This window comes from Mesobacillus sp. S13 (genome assembly GCF_020422885.1).
GTDB lineage: Bacteria > Bacillota > Bacilli > Bacillales > Cytobacillaceae > Mesobacillus > Mesobacillus selenatarsenatis_A.
This window is the reverse complement of record NZ_CP084622.1, coordinates 1,921,913-1,938,032: the sequence shown is the minus strand read 5'-3', so window position 1 is coordinate 1,938,032 and position 16,120 is coordinate 1,921,913. Positions and strand designations below refer to the sequence as shown.

Genomic DNA, 16,120 nt, shown 5'->3' with positions numbered 1-16,120 from the left:
CTAATCTTGAATAATTTTATTTCTCAGGACACCAAGTCCTTCAATCTCAAGTTCTACTTCATCGCCGGGCTCGAGCCAGCGATGAATATCCGTTCCCAATTCGAGGATACATCCTGTTCCCACTGTGCCTGAACCGATTACCTCACCAGGATACAGTGTCGTACCCTCGGAAGCGCGCTCAATCATTTCTCCGAAGGAATAATAAAGGTCCTTCACATTGCCGTTTGAAAGCTCTTTTCCGTTCACTCTTGCTGTCATTTGCAAATTGAAGCCTTTCGCCGCTTTGCGGGGCATCAATTCATCCTTCGTTACCAGGCAGGGACCGAATGATGTCGCAAAATCCTTGCCCTTCGCCGGCCCAAGTCCGACCTTCATTTCCTTCCGCTGCAAATCGCGGGCACTCCAGTCATTCATGATAAAAAAGCCAAAAATATGCTGTTCAGCATCCTCAGCCTTGATATTCCGTCCTTCCTTGCCGATAACACAAGCAATTTCAAGTTCATAGTCCATCCATTCACAGTTCTGCGGCCGCCTGATTTCTTCCTCAGGGCCTTTGACGGCAAGATGGTTGGTGAAATAAAACACCGGGATTTCATACCATTCAGGAATCATTTCAAGGCCTCGGTTCTCCCTGGCTGTTTTCACATGCTGCTCGAATGCATAAAAATCGCGGACGCTCTTCGGATTAGGCAGCGGCGCGTTCAAGGTTACATCTTCCAGAAGATAAGAACCATTGCCTGTCTCAATCAGTCCCTTATTTTTTTCGATGTATTCCATAAATTGCTCGTGGTTTTCGATGAATGCCAGTATATTATCAGGCAACATCCCGTTTGATACTTCATTCATATCGACAACTTCATTGCGTGAATTGATCCAGCCAGCACTTACGGTTCCGTCTTTTTTCGTAAAAGTTATGAATTTCATGAAATCACCTATTTTCTTTGAAGCTCAAAGGTTTTTGCCAGCGGCTGAGTGTATGTGGCGCCTGCCAGCCTTCCCACCGGATTCAATTTTTCCGAATTGATTCGTCCGTTTTCATACAGTTCATCTTCGACATGTACATGGACGACCTTCCCGATGACCAGACTGCCAGCTCCGGCTTCTTCGCCACCAAAGTGGAGGACCTGATCCAACAAGCATTCTAATTGTACCTTCGATTCTTTTACCCGCGATGGTTTTACTGCCATACTGTCAGCCTTGGTCAGTCCAGATGCCTCGAATTCATCGACATCTGAAGGAAATTCAGTCGCACAGTCATTCATCTGCTGAACGAATTCCTCGCTGACAATATTAATGACGAACTCCTTTGTGGCTTCAATATTTTGCAAAGTATCCTTTTTCGCTCCATCAGTCCCTCTTCTCATCGGCGAAAAGCAGACCATCATCGGATTCGCGCTGATGACAGTAAAAAAACTGAATGGAGCCAGATTGGCGTTCCCGTTTTCATCGTGGCTGGAAACAAAGGCAATGGGCCGTGGCAGGACAGAGCCTTGTAATAGCTTGTATGCGTCTCTCCATTCAAGTTGATCTGTTTTTATTTCCAAGGCTTACACCGCCCTTTCATGAAAAAGCTGGCTGACGATCCGGAGGATGAACTCATGGTCTTCACGGCTGCCGAGGGTGATTCTGAATGCTTCCTTGTATCCCGAAAGCTGCATCTGTCTGACGAGGACGCCATTTTCCGTCAGCGTCTGGATAATCGGCCTATTCGTGAAGGCAAACAAGAAGTTGGATTGCGATGGGAAACTATCAATCTCCAACTCTTTGAACTTACCTTTCAGGAAGTCTCTTTCTGCGCTATTTTTAGCTGAACAGTCCTGGACGAATGACTGATCCTCAAGCGCTGCCATCGCTGCCGCCTGTGCCAGCTGGTTGACATTGAATACATCCCTGACTTTGTGAAGCTCTTTCGCAACGTCTTCATGCATGATGCCATAGCCAACACGCAAACTGGCAAGGCCGTAGATTTTCGAAAAAGTCCTTAGGATCACAAGATTTTCATATTGCTTAAGCAATGGCATCGTATCCAGATATTCCTCGGAATCAGCATATTCAAAATAAGCTTCGTCCATGATAATCAGTACATTTGAAGGTACATTGCCGAAAAACTCAAGCAGTTCCTGCTTCGCCACAATCGTCCCGGTTGGATTATTCGGATTGCAGACAAAAACCATCTTCGTTTTTTCGCTGATTGCTTCCAGCATTTTTTTGAGGTCATGCCTGCCGTCAATCATCGGTATAGTTACAGCTCTGCCGCCCTCGATCATCACATTCGTTTTATATCTCGGGAAAGTGACCTCAGCCATCACAGCATCGTCATTTTTATCAATATACGCTCTTGTCAGCAGGCGGATGATTTCCTCCGAACCATTGGAAACAAGTAAATGCTTTTGATCCAATTGATAATGTACGGACAGTTTCTCTATAATTCCTGATGTCATTCCGTCCGGATATAATGCCAGGTTAGCAGATGCCTGCATGATTGCTTTCTGGACCTTTGGCGAGGTGCCATACACATTTTCATTATCCGAAAGCTTCCTTACTGTCTTGATTCCATACTGTTCCTTGATTTCCTCGATGCTTCGGCCGAGGGCATATGGCGTGATGCCTTCCAGTTCTGCTCTTGCTTTTACATTCAAGATGATCCCCCCATAATCAGTCGCACTTATAACGAAAAGGGAGCGAACCGCCCCCTTCTCTCCCGGCTATTAAAGGTTGCCGCGTCTTTCCTGTTCACGCTCGATTGATTCGAATAGCGCTTTGAAGTTTCCTTCACCGAAGCCTCTAGCACCTTTACGCTGGATGATCTCAATGAACAGCGTCGGACGGTCGACGATCGGTTTTGTGAAGATCTGCAGCAAATAGCCTTCGTCATCACGGTCTACTAATATACTAAGCTCTTTAAGTTTATCGATTTCTTCATCAATTTCTCCGACGCGCTCAGATAGCATTTCGTAGTAAGAATCAGGAGTGTTCAAGAATTCCACACCATTTTTACGCAATTGTGCTACAGTGCTGACGATGTCTTCTGTCAAAATCGCAAGATGCTGGACACCAGGTCCGTTGTAGAACTCAAGGTATTCCTGGATTTGCGATTTGCGCTTTCCTTCTGCAGGCTCATTGATCGGGAATTTGATGCGGCCGCCATTGTGCATAACCTTGGACATCAGCGCTGAATACTCTGTCACGATGTCCTTATCTGTAAAGTGCTTCATCTCCTTGAAGCCCATGACATTCGCATAATAGTTAACCCATTCTTCCATTCTCTCAACATTGCCAACAACGTGGTCGATGCCGATGAACCCTGCGTCATTCACAGGAACAGCCGATTCATGCTCAACATAACCAGGCATGAAAATACCTTTATAATCTTTTCTTTCAACTAAAGTATGGATCGTGTCACCATATGTACCGATGACTGCCTTTTTTAACGTACCGTGCTCATCAGAAACCTCATGCGGCAGCTGGATCTCGATTGCTCCTCGCTTAACCGCTCCCTCATACGCCTTATCGACATCATCAACTGCAAGCGCGATATCCTTGACGCCATCTCCATGAGTCTTTACAAACTGAGCAACGCGTGAAGAGTCATTGTATGTTCCAGTTACAACCAGGCGGATTTTACGCTGTTGAAGTACAAAGGACGCTGTTTCGCGGTTGCCTGTCTCAAGTCCGGAATATGCAACTACCTTAAAACCGAAAGCCGTCTGGAAAAAGTGAGCTGCCTGCTTGGCATTCCCTACGTATAGCTCTAAATAATCAACATCCTGGACCGGAAAAAAGTCCTCTGTACTTTGGCCAGATACCATCACTTTTTCTTGCATTGTAAAACCTCCCGAAAGAATATTTATAATATTTAAAATAATTTTATAGTAATTGTCCTTGCACTCTCAAGAGCACGATGTAAAGCTATAATGCTTTTGAGCACTAAAGAGGCCTTTCATATTATCTGTTACATCAATTCCAGCAGCATCAATTTTGGGTTTTCAATCAGCTGTGCGAAACGGTTGGTGAAAGCCACAGCTGTTGCACCGTCTGCGACTCTATGGTCAAATGCCATTGATAGATTCATAATTGACCTGATTGCAATTTCATCTTGATCCGTGACAACTGGCCGCTTCTTTGTCTTATGGAATGAAACGAGCGCTGTCTGCGGATGCTGGATGATCGGTGTGGCACCAATGCTGCCGCCCAGCGGACCGACATTGCTTATTGTGAAGGTACCGCCCGATATATCCTTGACCGTTAGCTTGTCATCAAGTGCAAGCTTTGTCAGACGCTTCATTTCATTATGGATTTGCTTCAAGTTCTTTTTCTCCACATTGCGGATAACCGGTACAATCAATCCATCCGGAGTGTCCACAGCAATCCCGACATGATGCTCACGCAGCAGCTGGATGCTTTCATTTTCTTCATCGAGCTTTGCATTAAACACAGGGAATTCTTTTAACCCAATCGAAAGAGCTTTAATGAAGAAAGCGGTCGCAGAAATTGAGTTTCCGGCTTCCTTGATTTCTCCCCTTAAAGCGATCAACTCGCTAACATCAATCTCCTCAAAATGGGTGCAGTGAGGGATGGTGTACATGGATTGGACCATCTTTTTCGCAATCTGTTTGCGGCGGCCGCGGAATGGCATTGTATCCTTGTGAACGACAGTATGCTGTTCTTCGGAACCAGATTCTGAAACATTCGGAGCCTGCAGTTCGGAACTTGCTTCCGAAACCTTCGGAACCAGATTCTCAGAACCTGCTTTCGAAACGTTCGGAACCTGCTGCTCGGAGCCTGGTTCCGAAGTGTTCGCAACCCCAGCCTCTCTTAATTTAACAAAGGCCAATACATCCTCTTCGGTGATTCGGCCTGCTGGACCGGTTCCTTTAATCTCCATAATATTGACGCCATTTTCGCGTGCAACTTTCCTTGTATAAGGAGATGCAAGAATCTGCCCCAATCTCGCACTCACACCTACAGGAACCTTTACTTGAGCGGGTCTGTCCAATACAGCAATTGCAGCTTCCGCAGGCTGGGATTCTTTCTTTATTATGTCATTTACCTTCTGGAACTCTGCTGAATGATCTCCACCGGAACGGTCTTCCATGATCAGCAGGGTAGTCCCTACCTGTACCGTTTGCCCCGGTGATAACAGCAATTCTTTAATTACACCTGAGCGGGGAGCAGGAATCTCTGCGGTCATCTTGTCTGTCTGGACCTCCACCAAAGGATCATCTGCCTTGACGAAATCCCCCGGCTTCACCAGGTAACAATTGATGTCCGCTTCGGTCATGCCTTCCCCAATATCGTGGAGCTTTACTTCAACCATCGGCACGCCTCCTAAAACTTCATTACTTTCTCTATTGCAGCTGCGACTCTTTTCGGCGTCGGCAGATAATGATCTTCAAACCCAAAATACGGCACAGGCGTATCATAGCCTGTCACTCTTTCTGCAGGAGCCTTTTGGTAAAGGAATGCTTCATCATTGATCAATGAAATCAAATCACTGCCAGTGCCTCCTGTCGCATGGGCTTCATGAACTATTACCGTCCGCCCGGTTTTCTGGACTGACTCTATGACAAGGTCCTTGTCAATCGGATAGAGTGTTCTTAAATCAATGACCTCACAATTGATTCCCTTCTGATTCATCTCTTCTGCAGCCTTCATTGCAACCGGAACCATGGCTCCCCAGGAGATGACCGTCACATCTTCCCCTTCAGTCAATTTCTTTCCTTTGCCTATTTCAACTACGTACTTCCCTTCAGGTACCTCATTACGAGAGGAACGGTAGCTTCTCATTGGTTCTAGGAAAAGAACAGGATCGGGATCTTCGATGGCAGCAATCATGAGCCCTTTTGCATCGTAGGCATTGGATGGACAGACCACTTTCATGCCTGGCATATGGGTAAAAAGCGATTCCGTGCTGTCACAATGAATTTCAGGTGCACGAACACCAGCGCCATATGGAGCACGAATGACCATCGGCACAGTGAAGTGACCCATTGTTCTCATTCGAAGTCTTGAAGCATGGGTCATGATTTGTTCATAGGCAGGATAGATGAAGCCAAGGAACTGGATTTCCACAACTGGCCTGAACCCATTCACTGCCATGCCGATCGCTGCACCAACAAAACCAGCTTCACTTAAAGGAGTGTCTATGACGCGGTCCTCTCCATACTTTTCCTGCAAGCCATCGGTTGCCCGGAAAACCCCGCCGTTTTTTCCGATATCTTCGCCAAGAAGGATGACCTCCTTGCTTTCACCAAGCATCGTATCAAGTCCATCTGTGATCGCCTGGACCAGGGTCAAAGTCTTAGTCTGAAGCGCTATTTCCATCATGCTTCACCTCCGATCAGCTCAAGGTATTCCCGTTTTTGCTTCTCAATTGTCCACGTAGGCTTTTCAAAAACATAATCAAAGATCACGGCAGGGTCAGCTTTAGGGAACTTTTCCATTTCCTGTACAGCTGCGTCAATTTCTGCAGCTGCCTGCTCTTCTACTTCCTTCACCCATGCTTCATCGAAAAGCCCTTCATTTTTCAGCCAGCGTTCCAGTCTTAGCAATGGATCGGTTTCCATTCGCTTAAGAGCACTTTCTCCCTGGTCACGATATTTTGTGGCATCATCAGCGGTTGTATGGGATCCATACCGCCACGTCATTGCTTCAATAAGTGTTGGCCCATCGCCATTGCGTGCACGCTCTAAAGCCTTTTCTGTTTCAGCAAAAACGGCAAAAACATCGTTTCCATCCACTCTAACGCCCGGAATATCATATGCAAGAGCTTTTTGTGCGATCGTTGCGGAATTCATTTGTTTGCTGATTGGGACGGATATCGCGTATTGATTATTCTGGCAAAAATAGACGACCGGAGATTTGAAGACGCTGGCAAAATTCAAGCCTTCATGAAAGTCCCCTTCTGATGTCGCACCATCGCCGAAATAACAAATCGCCGCATTCTTTGTGCCTTTTTGTTTTTCTGCAAAAGCAGCACCCGCAGCGTGCGGAATTTGTGTGGCGATTGGTATAGCTGGCGGGAAGATTTTTTTTCCATCCGGCGGCACACAGCCCTCGTTCCGTCCGTTCCAGAACAATAAAATATTCCTCAGCGAGTGGCCGAACACTGTAGCCGCTCCATGATCACGGTAGGTCGGAAACATCCAGTCTTCACTGTCAAGCGCGAGAGCCGTTCCTACCTGGGATGCTTCCTGCCCTTCAAATGGCGCATATGTTCCGATTCTGCCCTGCCGCTGGAGACTGATTGATTTCCTGTCCAGCGTCCGGATCCTTACCATTTCAGAATAAAACTTTTTCACTCGTTCCTCGGTCACCAATTCCTTATATTCCTCAGACACAATGTTTCCGTTTTGGTCCATCACTTGAAAAATCGGAAAATCCTTTTCCATCGGCTCACCCTTTTTTTAAAGTCTATGAATCTATTACATCCTTACTGCCCATTTAGGACGCTTCATATGAGAGAAGAAGCTATTGCGTCTTGTTCTGGCTTCGATGCGGTTTTCACAGAATTTATTCGCCGCTTCTACAGTGGTGATTCCTTCACCCTCTGCCTGCCTGTAAATATTTAAAAGAGAATTATAGATAGCCTTCGTCTTCTTTAAGACTCGTTCCTTGTTAGGTGAATATAGCTCATCCGCCACCTGGATCAACCCGCCAGCGTTGACAATATAATCAGGCGCATAAAGAATCCCTTTCTCCTGAAGGATGTGACCGTGTCTTTCTTCTTTGAGCTGATTATTCGCTGACCCAACCACCGCTTTGACCTGAAGCTGTGGAATCGTCTCATCGTTAATGATTCCTCCCATTGCGCATGGAATGAAAACGTCTGCAGGCTGGGAATAGATTTCGTCACTGTTTACAACCTTGATGCCCGCTCCCATATCCTTCGCTTTCTGGACAATTTGGTCGATCGCTTTCTGGTTGATATCTGTTACATACAGGTCTGCCCCATTTTCCAGCAGGTACTCTGCTACCTTGTAGCCAACCTTGCCCAGCCCCTGGATTGCATAGGATTTCCCTGATAAATCATCTGTATCCCAAAGCGCCTTGCTCGTTGCCTGCAAACCAAAGATGACGCCTTGAGCCGTTGGTACTGAAGAATCACCGCTGCCGCCATAAACTTCATCGACACCAACGATACAATTCGTTTCTTTTAGTGCATGGACAAAGTCTTCCGGATCTGTCCCCATATCTGTTCCCGTATAAAAACGGCCCTGGATCGACTCTACAAACTGGCCAAATGCCCTGAATAATTCCGGGCTCTTATCCTTAGTAGGATCGCCAATGATAACAGCCTTCCCTCCACCGAAGTCGACGTCAGCCGCAGCACATTTGTACGTCATGCCTTTAGAAAGCCGCAGTACATCTTCAAGTGCATCATCAACTGATTTATAAGGGTACATACGGCATCCGCCCAAAGCCGGCCCCAACCGTGTGCTATGGATTGCAATAATCGCCTTAAGTCCCGTTGCTTCATCATTACAAAATACTACCTGCTCGTGTTCACGAATTTGTTCGAACATATCCATTGTTCTTTCCCCCTTTATTCCGTTAAACCATGTTAGCGCTTTCATTTTTGCGCAAAAATTTTAGCTGCCTGTAAGTAATTCCTTTATCTTCTCTTTAGGAAGGACAACTTGCTTGACTTTTCCCAGTCCGATCAAACGGCCTTTGCTTTCAGCCTTTACGTCGGTAAGGATTGTATTTCCCTCTAGTCCCGTAACGGTTGCGGTTACAGTCACCTCAGCACCCTCGATACATGGAGCGATGTGTTTTACTGTCACAGCGCCGCCCATACCTTCTTCATGATCCTCTAAAAAGGGAATAATAATCTGCCTCGATACCCACTCCATGTGATACACCATCGAAACAGTGGAGTATACCGGGTGGACGACTTTTCCCTCAAAGCGGGCAAACATATCTGGTGTAACAATGACATCGATGGAAGCCGTATGCCCAGCGATCAAACCATCTCGCATCATATCCCACCTTTCCAAGTTGCAAATATGTATAACGTTTATTTAACGCTATCATAACATTTCGTTAAATAAACGGTCAATAAATTGTAAGAAATTTTGGTATTTTCTTAAAAATAATATTGGTATAATATTTGACTCCAAAAGTTATGATTAGAATTTGGGACGGTTGATTTCCACTCCAGGTTGCTTCGCTTTCCGCGGGGCGTGCGGTGAGCCTCCTCAGCGCTAAAGCGCCTGCGGGGTCTCACCTGTCCCGCTGATCCCGCAGGAGTCTACGCACCTTCCGTTCCAATCAACCTGGTGCTGTTAAAGATATAACAATAAAAAAAGCCGGAATAATTCCAAAATAATGGAATCACTTCGACTTTTTCAAATGTGCAAATTTTTATATTCCTGGCATTTTTTCTATCCTAACAATGCGCGGTCGCTTGCCAGTTTTGTACCACGGATCCGCTGGAACTCATTGAGCAAGTCTTCGATTGTCAGCTTTGCTTTTTGTTCTTCGTTCACCTCGAGGATGATCTGGCCTTTGTCCATCATAATCAGCCTGTTGCCGAGATCGAGTGCCTGCTGCATGTTGTGCGTAACCATCAGTGTAGTGAGATGGTATTTATCGACGATTTCTTTTGTTAGATTGGTGATTAACTCGGCACGAGCAGGATCAAGTGCCGCGGTATGCTCATCCAGTAAAAGAATGGACGGCTCAGTGAATGTTGCCATCAGCAGGGATAAGGCCTGGCGTTCTCCTCCTGATAACAGGCCAACCTTCGCATTCAAGCGATTTTCAAGTCCCAGGTGCAATGATTCAAGTACCTCCTGGAAAAGTTCACGGCGTTTTTTCGTGACGCCTCGGCGCAGAGAGCGACGCTTGTTCCTTGAATAGGCAATCGCCAGGTTTTCTTCAATTGTCATGCTTGGAGCAGTGCCAGCCATCGGATCCTGGAATACTCGGCCAATCAATTTCGAGCGGTTATATTCGCTCATGTATGTTACATCCTTACTATCCAGTTCTACCTGTCCATGGTCTGGTATCATGACACCGGAAATGACGTTCATTAACGTTGACTTTCCGGCCCCGTTACTCCCGATGACAGTGACGAAGTCTCCTTTTTCCAAGGTGAGATTTATATTATCCAGGGCGATTTTCTCATCGGGAGTACCCTCATTGAAGACTCTATGAATCTGATTTAAGTGCAGCACCAGCTTCACCCTTTCCTTCAGAAGGAACAGCTGACATCTTCATGTGCTCAAGCTGTCTTTTCACCTTCCGTTTTTTCTCTTTGTAGCTATCTATCATTTTCGGTGCAGTCAGTGCCATTATGACGATAATAGCCGTGATCAGCTTCATGTCGCCTGGCTCAAGGAACTCCACCCTTAGGGCTAGTGTGACTACGATTCGATAGATGATCGCTCCGCCAATAACAGCGAGCGTTGTTCTAGCAATCGATTTTGTACCGAACAAAGCCTCACCGATGATGACAGACGCAAGACCGATGATAATCATCCCGATCCCCATACCAACGTCCGCAAAACCACCCTGCTGGGCGATCAATGCGCCAGAAAAAGCTACCATCGCATTTGAAAGGCCAAGACCTAGGATGATCATCAGGTTCGTATTAGAAGAAAAACTGCGGATCATTCTTTTGTTGTCGCCAGTTGCCCGGATTGCCAGTCCAAGTTCTGTTTTAAGGAAAGCATCCGTAAGGAATTTGATTGCCAGCGTGACGACAATCATGAACAGCAGGATTCCCCATGTTCTCGGGAGACTGTCGCCAAGTCCGACTGCCGTCAGGATTCCATTGAAGAAACCGTCAATTCCCGTTTTTTCGAAAAAGTCCCTTACCGCTGTCATGGCAGTATCGGTATTCAGCAGCGGTACATTTGATTTGCCCATGATTCTTAGATTGATAGAATACAAGGCGATCATCATCAGGATTCCCGACAGAAGCGCATTGACCTTACCGACTGTATGAATGAAGCCTGTCAAGCATCCAGCAATGAAACCTGCAACCATTGCTACCATCGTAGCAGCAAATGGATTCGCTCCATTTACAATCATGATGGCGGCGACCGCAGCTCCAGTTACGAAGCTGCCATCAACCGTCAAATCCGGAAAATCAAGTACCCGAAAGGATAAGTATACACCCAGAGCCATGATGGCATAGATAATGCCGGACTCAAATGCTCCAAATATTGAAGTAAACAAGTTGAATCATCCTTTCTCTTATTCTTCGTAAAACTCAGCGTCGTCTCCCCATGCTTCCTTGACTTCAACACCTTGCTCCTCAGCGGCTTTTTTGTTGATTGTAAGTGTTAATGATTTCGGAAGTTCAACAGGGATCTCAGAAGCTTTCTTGTTGCCTGATAAAATTTCAGCAGCCATCAAGCCTGACTGGTAACCAATGTCATAGTAATTGAAACCGCTGGCAGCAACTGCTCCTCGCTTCATCGAATCAAGCTCACCAACGAATAATGGGATCTTTTTGCCATTAGCTACAGAAATAACAGATTCAAGTGCAGATACGACTGTATTATCCGTAGGAACATAGATGGCATCAACGCGTCCGACAAGAGATTCTGCAGCCTGCTTAACTTCAGCTGAAGTTGAGATGGAGGCTTCAACAACCTTCGCTCCATTCGCTTCTGCAAGCTTCTTGACTTCCTTCAGCTGGACTTCAGAGTTCTGCTCCCCAGCGTTGTAGATCACACCAATCTTCTTGGCTCCAATTTCATTCGTCATGAAATCTACCGTCTTTTTAGTTGCATCCGGATGGTTGTCGGTAGTTCCTGTGATATTGTCACCAGGCTTATCGAATGCTTCGACAAGTCCTGCACCAACAGGGTCCGTCACAGAAGTGAAAATGATTGGAATATCTTTCGTCGCATTCAATGCTGCAACAGCGCTTGGTGTAGCATTAGCGAAGATGAGGTCCACTTTATCGCCGACAAAATTATTAGCAATGCTTGCTGTGTTATTCATGTCTGCCTGTGCGTTCTGGAAATCATACGTTACATTGTCACCCTCTTTGAATCCTTTGTCCTCAAGTGCTTTTTTAAACCCCTCAGTTGCGGCATCAAGCGATGGATGCTCTGCGAATTGAGTCAGGCCAATCTTGTACTGATCTTTGTCTGAAGAACCATTTGATGCTTCATTCCCTCCGCAGCCAGCCATGAACAAGGCACTGGCAAGAACAAGAGAAATAGCTTTTACTGATTTTTTCATATAAATCCCCCTTGAATATTTTTAACCGGCAGTAAAACTATGTAGAATTAATCTTGCAAGCAGCCGGAATGCACCATTTTAAAAAAAGTTAGGCTAAGATCTTGCTGACAATTTTTGAAAGCGATTCCAAAAAGTATGATATTCACTATAGACACCGTAAATATAACGTTATATTAACACCAGCAATAATTTAAAGTCAACAAAATTCCGAAAATTTAGTATGTTATGATTTTTAATAATTAAACCATCACTTTAGCAAACTATCAAGATGTTTTTTAAAAATAATATAACTTTTTCGCTTTTAAGCACGAAAGTAACTGATAAACACCCATTTTAAAGGCTTTTCTGTTTTCGACTAGTTAATAGTGCCAGTTAGGGACATCATTTTAAAAAACAATATTTGCAAAAAACATAAAAAAGCGTGCTCCATGTTTGAGCACGCTTTTTAAAGATTATAGTAAGAGTTCTGCAACCCTTAATCGGTCCTTTGCTTCAATTACCATTCGATCAAGTAATTCTTGTACCGATGGGACATCTGAAACCAGTCCTGACACCTGGCCTCCATTCATGAAGCCGTGTTCCTCGCTGCCTTCCAGTGCACCTTTTTTATGTAGTTCCTCCGTCGTCAGTTCAGCGAATTCTTCCGGAGTAAGACCTTGTCTTTCTGCCTCGAGCAATTTGCCTGCATAAGAAGTATTCATTAGCCTGCGAATTCTGCCGACAGATCTGCCGACTATAACGGTTTCATGGTCACTTGCCTGCAAAAGTTTTTCCTTATAGTTTTCATGGAAAGGAGCTTCCTTTGTCGCGATGAACCTCGTTCCCATCTGGACGCCGCTCGCTCCAAGCGCAAGCATAGCTGCAAGGCCCTTCCCATCACCAATTCCACCGGCCGCAACAACAGGTATGTTCACCTGAGCAACAATCTGAGGAATCAGCGCCAGAGTCGTTGTTTCCAGGTTCGAGTTTATACCAGCCGCTTCATATCCCTCAGCAACTAAAATATCAGCACCAGCCGCTTCAGCTTTCTTGGCTTGCTTCACTGATGCAACAACGGTAATAATCTTGATTCCTGCCTCTTTTAGCTTAGGGATGAAAGGGGCAGGATTACCTGCTGATAATGTTACAACTTGAACCTTATGTTTGACGGCGAGGCGAAGGATTTCCACCACATTCGGCGAAACACTTATTGCTACATTCACTGAAAAAGGCTTCTGTGTCCTCGATTTCGTTTCCAGAATAATTTTCTCCACTTCGTCAGCAGGCATCGTACCGGCGCCAATTGTACCAAGACCACCAGCTTCGGAAACAGCAGCTGTTAAAATGGCGTTGCTGATATTGCCCATTCCACCCTGGATGATTGGATATTTTACGCCCAGAACAGAAGTAATTCCATTCACAAAAATTCCCCCTTCGTTAAATTAATGTTATACTAGTTCTAAAATTATGACAATTAAAAAAGGGGGAATTTTCATTGATTCTAAGTTATTCTGATAAAAAACCGGTTGTGGATGAAACAGTTTTCCGGGCACCGGGGAGTTTTATTATTGGAGACGTGAAAATCGGCAAGAATTCCAGCGTGTGGTTCAATGCGGTTTTGCGGGGTGATGAGGATACGATCACCATCGGCGAAAGCTGCAGCATCCAGGATAATGTCACATGCCACCTTTATGAGGGCTCGCCACTTGTGATTGAAGATGAAGTCACGGTCGGCCACAATGCAATCCTTCATGGATGCACAATTAAAAAACGATGCATTATTGGCATGGGCTCAACAATCCTTGACGGAGCAGAAATCGGGGAAGAGTGCATCATCGGCGCCAATACTTTGATCCCTGCGGGAAAGAAAATCCCTCCTCGGTCTCTCGTTGTCGGCGCACCAGGAAAAGTCGTAAGGGAGATTGGTGATAAAGATCTCGAGCTGATTCAATTATCGATTGATACATATGTGCAAAAGGGTAAGGAATACCGGGAAAGCTTAAAAGATATCACTTGAAGACAAGAGCCAGGCATTTGCCTGGCTCTTTTTTCACTCTCTTATACCCATTTGACGATATCATCCAATGGTCTTCTTGTCTTTGGATTCGGTTCTTTTACACGATAGCCGAACGCACACATTACGGAAATACCGAAATGGCCCTCTTCAAGCAATCCCTCTTCCTCCAAAAGTTTGTTCATGTTTTCAAAATTGAAGCCCTCTATTGGACAGGAATCAATTCCGATTTGCGCTGCCGCCGTCATCATGTTGGCTAATACGATATAGGTTTGCTTGCAAGCCCAATCAAACAGCGGGCGGTCTCCTTCGAGCAATTTAAAATCAGACTTCTGGAATTCCTCGATTCGCTTGAGATAATTCGCCATGAATTCCTCAGGCATCTTTTTCTTGTTTCTAAAATGATCCTGAAGATATTCAGAATCATATTTAGTATCGACTTTCGTCCTCGCAAGGATAATCACAAAATGGCTTGCTTCCGGAAGCTTGCCAAACGCTCCCCATGCAGTATTCTTAACTTTCTCGCGAAGCTCTTCACTCTGGACGACTAGAAAACGCCAAGGTTCAAAACCAAAAGAGCTTGGAGATAACTGGCCTGTCTCCAGAATAAAGCGGAAGTCTTCCTCTGGAATCTTTTTGCCTGGATCGAATTCCTTTGTCGCATGCCTAAAGTTGAAAGCATCAAGAATCTCCTGCTTCAAAGTCTCTTTGTCTCGCATATGTATCTCTCCTTCCAAGTTTTGTTTTTTTAAACTTATCATATTTCTTTTAAAATTGCCTAGAAAAAGGGTATGCCTCTATTACTCTGCCTTTTCTCCCTTTAGTTGGCTCAGCCTGGGATAATGAATTCAGGATGGCTTCTTCTGATACTTCTGCTGAAGCCGTGAAGAGTTCGTTCATCGAGTGATGGTCATCTCTTATGGTCCTGCTTGTTTGCAAGAGATCGTCTGAATCATGCATCGTTTTATTGGAAGTTGAAAAAGCGATCACGATATCACCGCTTCCATGACTGAAATGACTTCCGGTCCTGCCAAGGCCGATTCCACATCTCTTTGCAAGGCGCAACAACTGGCGCTCGCTTAAGGGGGCATCGGTTGCAAGGATGATGATAATGGAACCGTCCGCTGTCTCGGATAGTCCTGATTTCGTTGATTCAGCACCGTAGTTCCCTGCCAAGAATTCTTCTTTTTTGCCAAAATTGCTGAGCACCAGACAGGCTATCGTATAAGAAACGTCAGATTCAATCATTCTTGATGCTGTCCCAATGCCTCCTTTATGCCCAAAGCAGACCATTCCTTTTCCTGCTCCGACTGCCCCTTCCTCTGCCGGATTCGCCGAAGATTTCTCTATTGCTTGTATCGCATGCTCGGGCTTTACCGGAAAAAGTCGGATTGAGTTTAAATGGCTGTCATTGCATTCTCCGACGACAATATTGATCGTGCCTGTCGTCTCGCCAATCTCTTCATTTTGGGCAAGCATATACTCCAGCGTGCCCTGGGTAACAGCCGGCACTCCAAATGTATTTGTCAGCATAATTGGCGACTCAATTGTGCCAAGTTCATTCACCTGTACCAGTCCCGTCGTTTTGCCAAAACCATTAAGCACGTAGCTAGCCGCCGTAACTTTCTCTTTGAATAAATTACCGCCATGCGGCAGGATTGCTGTCACACCGGTACATGCATACTCCTCACCTTTGTCATCCAGTGGGAAATCCAGTGTCACATGGCCAACCTTCACACCCGGCACATCGGTTATACAGTTATTGATCCCCGGTGACATTTTGCCAATGATAATGCCTCTGTCTCGAACTTTCATATGATTCCTCCTAGGACTGCTATTTTCGAAAGATCACGTCTGTAACGCTAAACAAATGAGGTTAGCTTCAGACATACCCGGGGCGTCCGAACATTTCTAATTCGCAAC

At 45.5% G+C, this 16,120-nt stretch carries 16 protein-coding genes; 1 reads left to right on the top strand and 15 read right to left on the bottom strand.

Annotated features, from left to right (window positions below):
- The 13 genes from LGO15_RS09665 to LGO15_RS09605 all read right to left on the bottom strand — a co-directional run bounded on the left by LGO15_RS09665 (position 1) and on the right by LGO15_RS09605 (position 13,604).
- Complete coding sequence (locus LGO15_RS09665) at positions 1–924, bottom strand: fumarylacetoacetate hydrolase family protein (protein ID WP_226087423.1); 924 nt, start codon at positions 922–924, stop codon at positions 1–3.
- An 8-nt stretch (positions 925–932) separates the two neighbouring features.
- Positions 933–1,544 carry a flavin reductase family protein gene (locus LGO15_RS09660; protein WP_226087422.1) on the bottom strand — a complete coding sequence of 204 codons (612 nt, stop codon included), beginning with the start codon at positions 1,542–1,544 and terminating at the stop codon, positions 933–935.
- 3 nt (positions 1,545–1,547) lie between these two features.
- Positions 1,548–2,639: a histidinol-phosphate transaminase gene (gene hisC / locus LGO15_RS09655; protein WP_226087421.1), complete on the bottom strand. Its 1,092-nt coding sequence runs from the start codon at positions 2,637–2,639 to the stop codon at positions 1,548–1,550.
- Positions 2,640–2,708: 69 nt separating this feature from the next.
- Complete coding sequence (hppD, locus tag LGO15_RS09650; RefSeq protein ID WP_226087420.1) at positions 2,709–3,824, bottom strand: 4-hydroxyphenylpyruvate dioxygenase; 1,116 nt, start codon at positions 3,822–3,824, stop codon at positions 2,709–2,711.
- A gap of 128 nt (positions 3,825–3,952) precedes the next feature.
- Positions 3,953–5,317 (bottom strand): dihydrolipoamide acetyltransferase family protein, encoded by a 1,365-nt coding sequence (locus tag LGO15_RS09645; RefSeq protein WP_167832935.1) that lies wholly within the window; start codon positions 5,315–5,317, stop codon positions 3,953–3,955.
- Between the two features lie 11 nt (positions 5,318–5,328).
- Positions 5,329–6,324 (bottom strand): alpha-ketoacid dehydrogenase subunit beta, encoded by a 996-nt coding sequence (locus LGO15_RS09640; protein WP_226087862.1) that lies wholly within the window; start codon positions 6,322–6,324, stop codon positions 5,329–5,331.
- Entirely contained in the window at positions 6,324–7,391 is a 1,068-nt protein-coding gene (gene pdhA / locus LGO15_RS09635; protein ID WP_167832934.1) for a pyruvate dehydrogenase (acetyl-transferring) E1 component subunit alpha, read from the bottom strand. The genes LGO15_RS09640 and pdhA overlap by 1 nt, the downstream gene beginning before the upstream one ends.
- Positions 7,392–7,424: 33 nt before the next feature.
- On the bottom strand, positions 7,425–8,531 hold the full coding sequence (locus tag LGO15_RS09630) for a Leu/Phe/Val dehydrogenase (protein ID WP_167832933.1): 1,107 nt from the start codon (positions 8,529–8,531) through the stop codon (positions 7,425–7,427).
- 60 nt (positions 8,532–8,591) lie between these two features.
- Entirely contained in the window at positions 8,592–8,981 is a 390-nt protein-coding gene (locus LGO15_RS09625) for a thioesterase family protein (protein WP_167833067.1), read from the bottom strand.
- A gap of 405 nt (positions 8,982–9,386) precedes the next feature.
- Positions 9,387–10,181 (bottom strand): ABC transporter ATP-binding protein, encoded by a 795-nt coding sequence (locus LGO15_RS09620; protein WP_167832932.1) that lies wholly within the window; start codon positions 10,179–10,181, stop codon positions 9,387–9,389.
- Positions 10,156–11,187 (bottom strand): ABC transporter permease, encoded by a 1,032-nt coding sequence (locus LGO15_RS09615; RefSeq protein ID WP_167832931.1) that lies wholly within the window; start codon positions 11,185–11,187, stop codon positions 10,156–10,158. Before LGO15_RS09615 ends, LGO15_RS09620 begins: the two co-directional genes overlap by 26 nt.
- 18 nt (positions 11,188–11,205) lie before the next feature.
- Complete coding sequence (locus tag LGO15_RS09610; protein ID WP_226087419.1) at positions 11,206–12,204, bottom strand: ABC transporter substrate-binding protein; 999 nt, start codon at positions 12,202–12,204, stop codon at positions 11,206–11,208.
- Between the two features lie 452 nt (positions 12,205–12,656).
- Positions 12,657–13,604: an NAD(P)H-dependent flavin oxidoreductase gene (locus tag LGO15_RS09605; RefSeq protein ID WP_226087418.1), complete on the bottom strand. Its 948-nt coding sequence runs from the start codon at positions 13,602–13,604 to the stop codon at positions 12,657–12,659.
- Between the two features lie 74 nt (positions 13,605–13,678).
- Between LGO15_RS09605 and LGO15_RS09600 the strand changes: the two genes are divergently transcribed.
- Complete coding sequence (locus LGO15_RS09600) at positions 13,679–14,200, top strand: gamma carbonic anhydrase family protein (RefSeq protein ID WP_226087417.1); 522 nt, start codon at positions 13,679–13,681, stop codon at positions 14,198–14,200.
- Positions 14,201–14,241: 41 nt separating this feature from the next.
- Here the strand turns inward: LGO15_RS09600 and LGO15_RS09595 are convergent, their stop codons facing one another.
- Together LGO15_RS09595 and LGO15_RS09590 are read right to left on the bottom strand one after the other, a co-directional pair.
- Positions 14,242–14,916, bottom strand: coding sequence for an NAD(P)H-dependent oxidoreductase (locus tag LGO15_RS09595; RefSeq protein ID WP_167832927.1), 675 nt, complete (start codon positions 14,914–14,916; stop codon positions 14,242–14,244).
- A gap of 49 nt (positions 14,917–14,965) precedes the next feature.
- Entirely contained in the window at positions 14,966–16,012 is a 1,047-nt protein-coding gene (locus LGO15_RS09590) for a P1 family peptidase (RefSeq protein ID WP_226087416.1), read from the bottom strand.
- Between the last annotated feature and the right edge of the window lie 108 nt (positions 16,013–16,120).

Coding starts and splice junctions, on each gene's coding strand:
- LGO15_RS09645 (WP_167832935.1), bottom strand. CDS start 5,317: ATGGTTGAAGTAAAGCTCCACGATATTGGGGAAGGCATGACCGAAGCG.
- LGO15_RS09610 (WP_226087419.1), bottom strand. CDS start 12,204: ATGAAAAAATCAGTAAAAGCTATTTCTCTTGTTCTTGCCAGTGCCTTG.
- LGO15_RS09595 (WP_167832927.1), bottom strand. CDS start 14,916: ATGCGAGACAAAGAGACTTTGAAGCAGGAGATTCTTGATGCTTTCAAC.
- LGO15_RS09640 (WP_226087862.1), bottom strand. CDS start 6,324: ATGGAAATAGCGCTTCAGACTAAGACTTTGACCCTGGTCCAGGCGATC.
- hppD (WP_226087420.1), bottom strand. CDS start 3,824: ATGCAAGAAAAAGTGATGGTATCTGGCCAAAGTACAGAGGACTTTTTT.
- LGO15_RS09665 (WP_226087423.1), bottom strand. CDS start 924: ATGAAATTCATAACTTTTACGAAAAAAGACGGAACCGTAAGTGCTGGC.
- LGO15_RS09590 (WP_226087416.1), bottom strand. CDS start 16,012: ATGAAAGTTCGAGACAGAGGCATTATCATTGGCAAAATGTCACCGGGG.
- pdhA (WP_167832934.1), bottom strand. CDS start 7,391: ATGGAAAAGGATTTTCCGATTTTTCAAGTGATGGACCAAAACGGAAAC.
- LGO15_RS09630 (WP_167832933.1), bottom strand. CDS start 8,531: ATGGATATGTTCGAACAAATTCGTGAACACGAGCAGGTAGTATTTTGT.
- LGO15_RS09625 (WP_167833067.1), bottom strand. CDS start 8,981: ATGCGAGATGGTTTGATCGCTGGGCATACGGCTTCCATCGATGTCATT.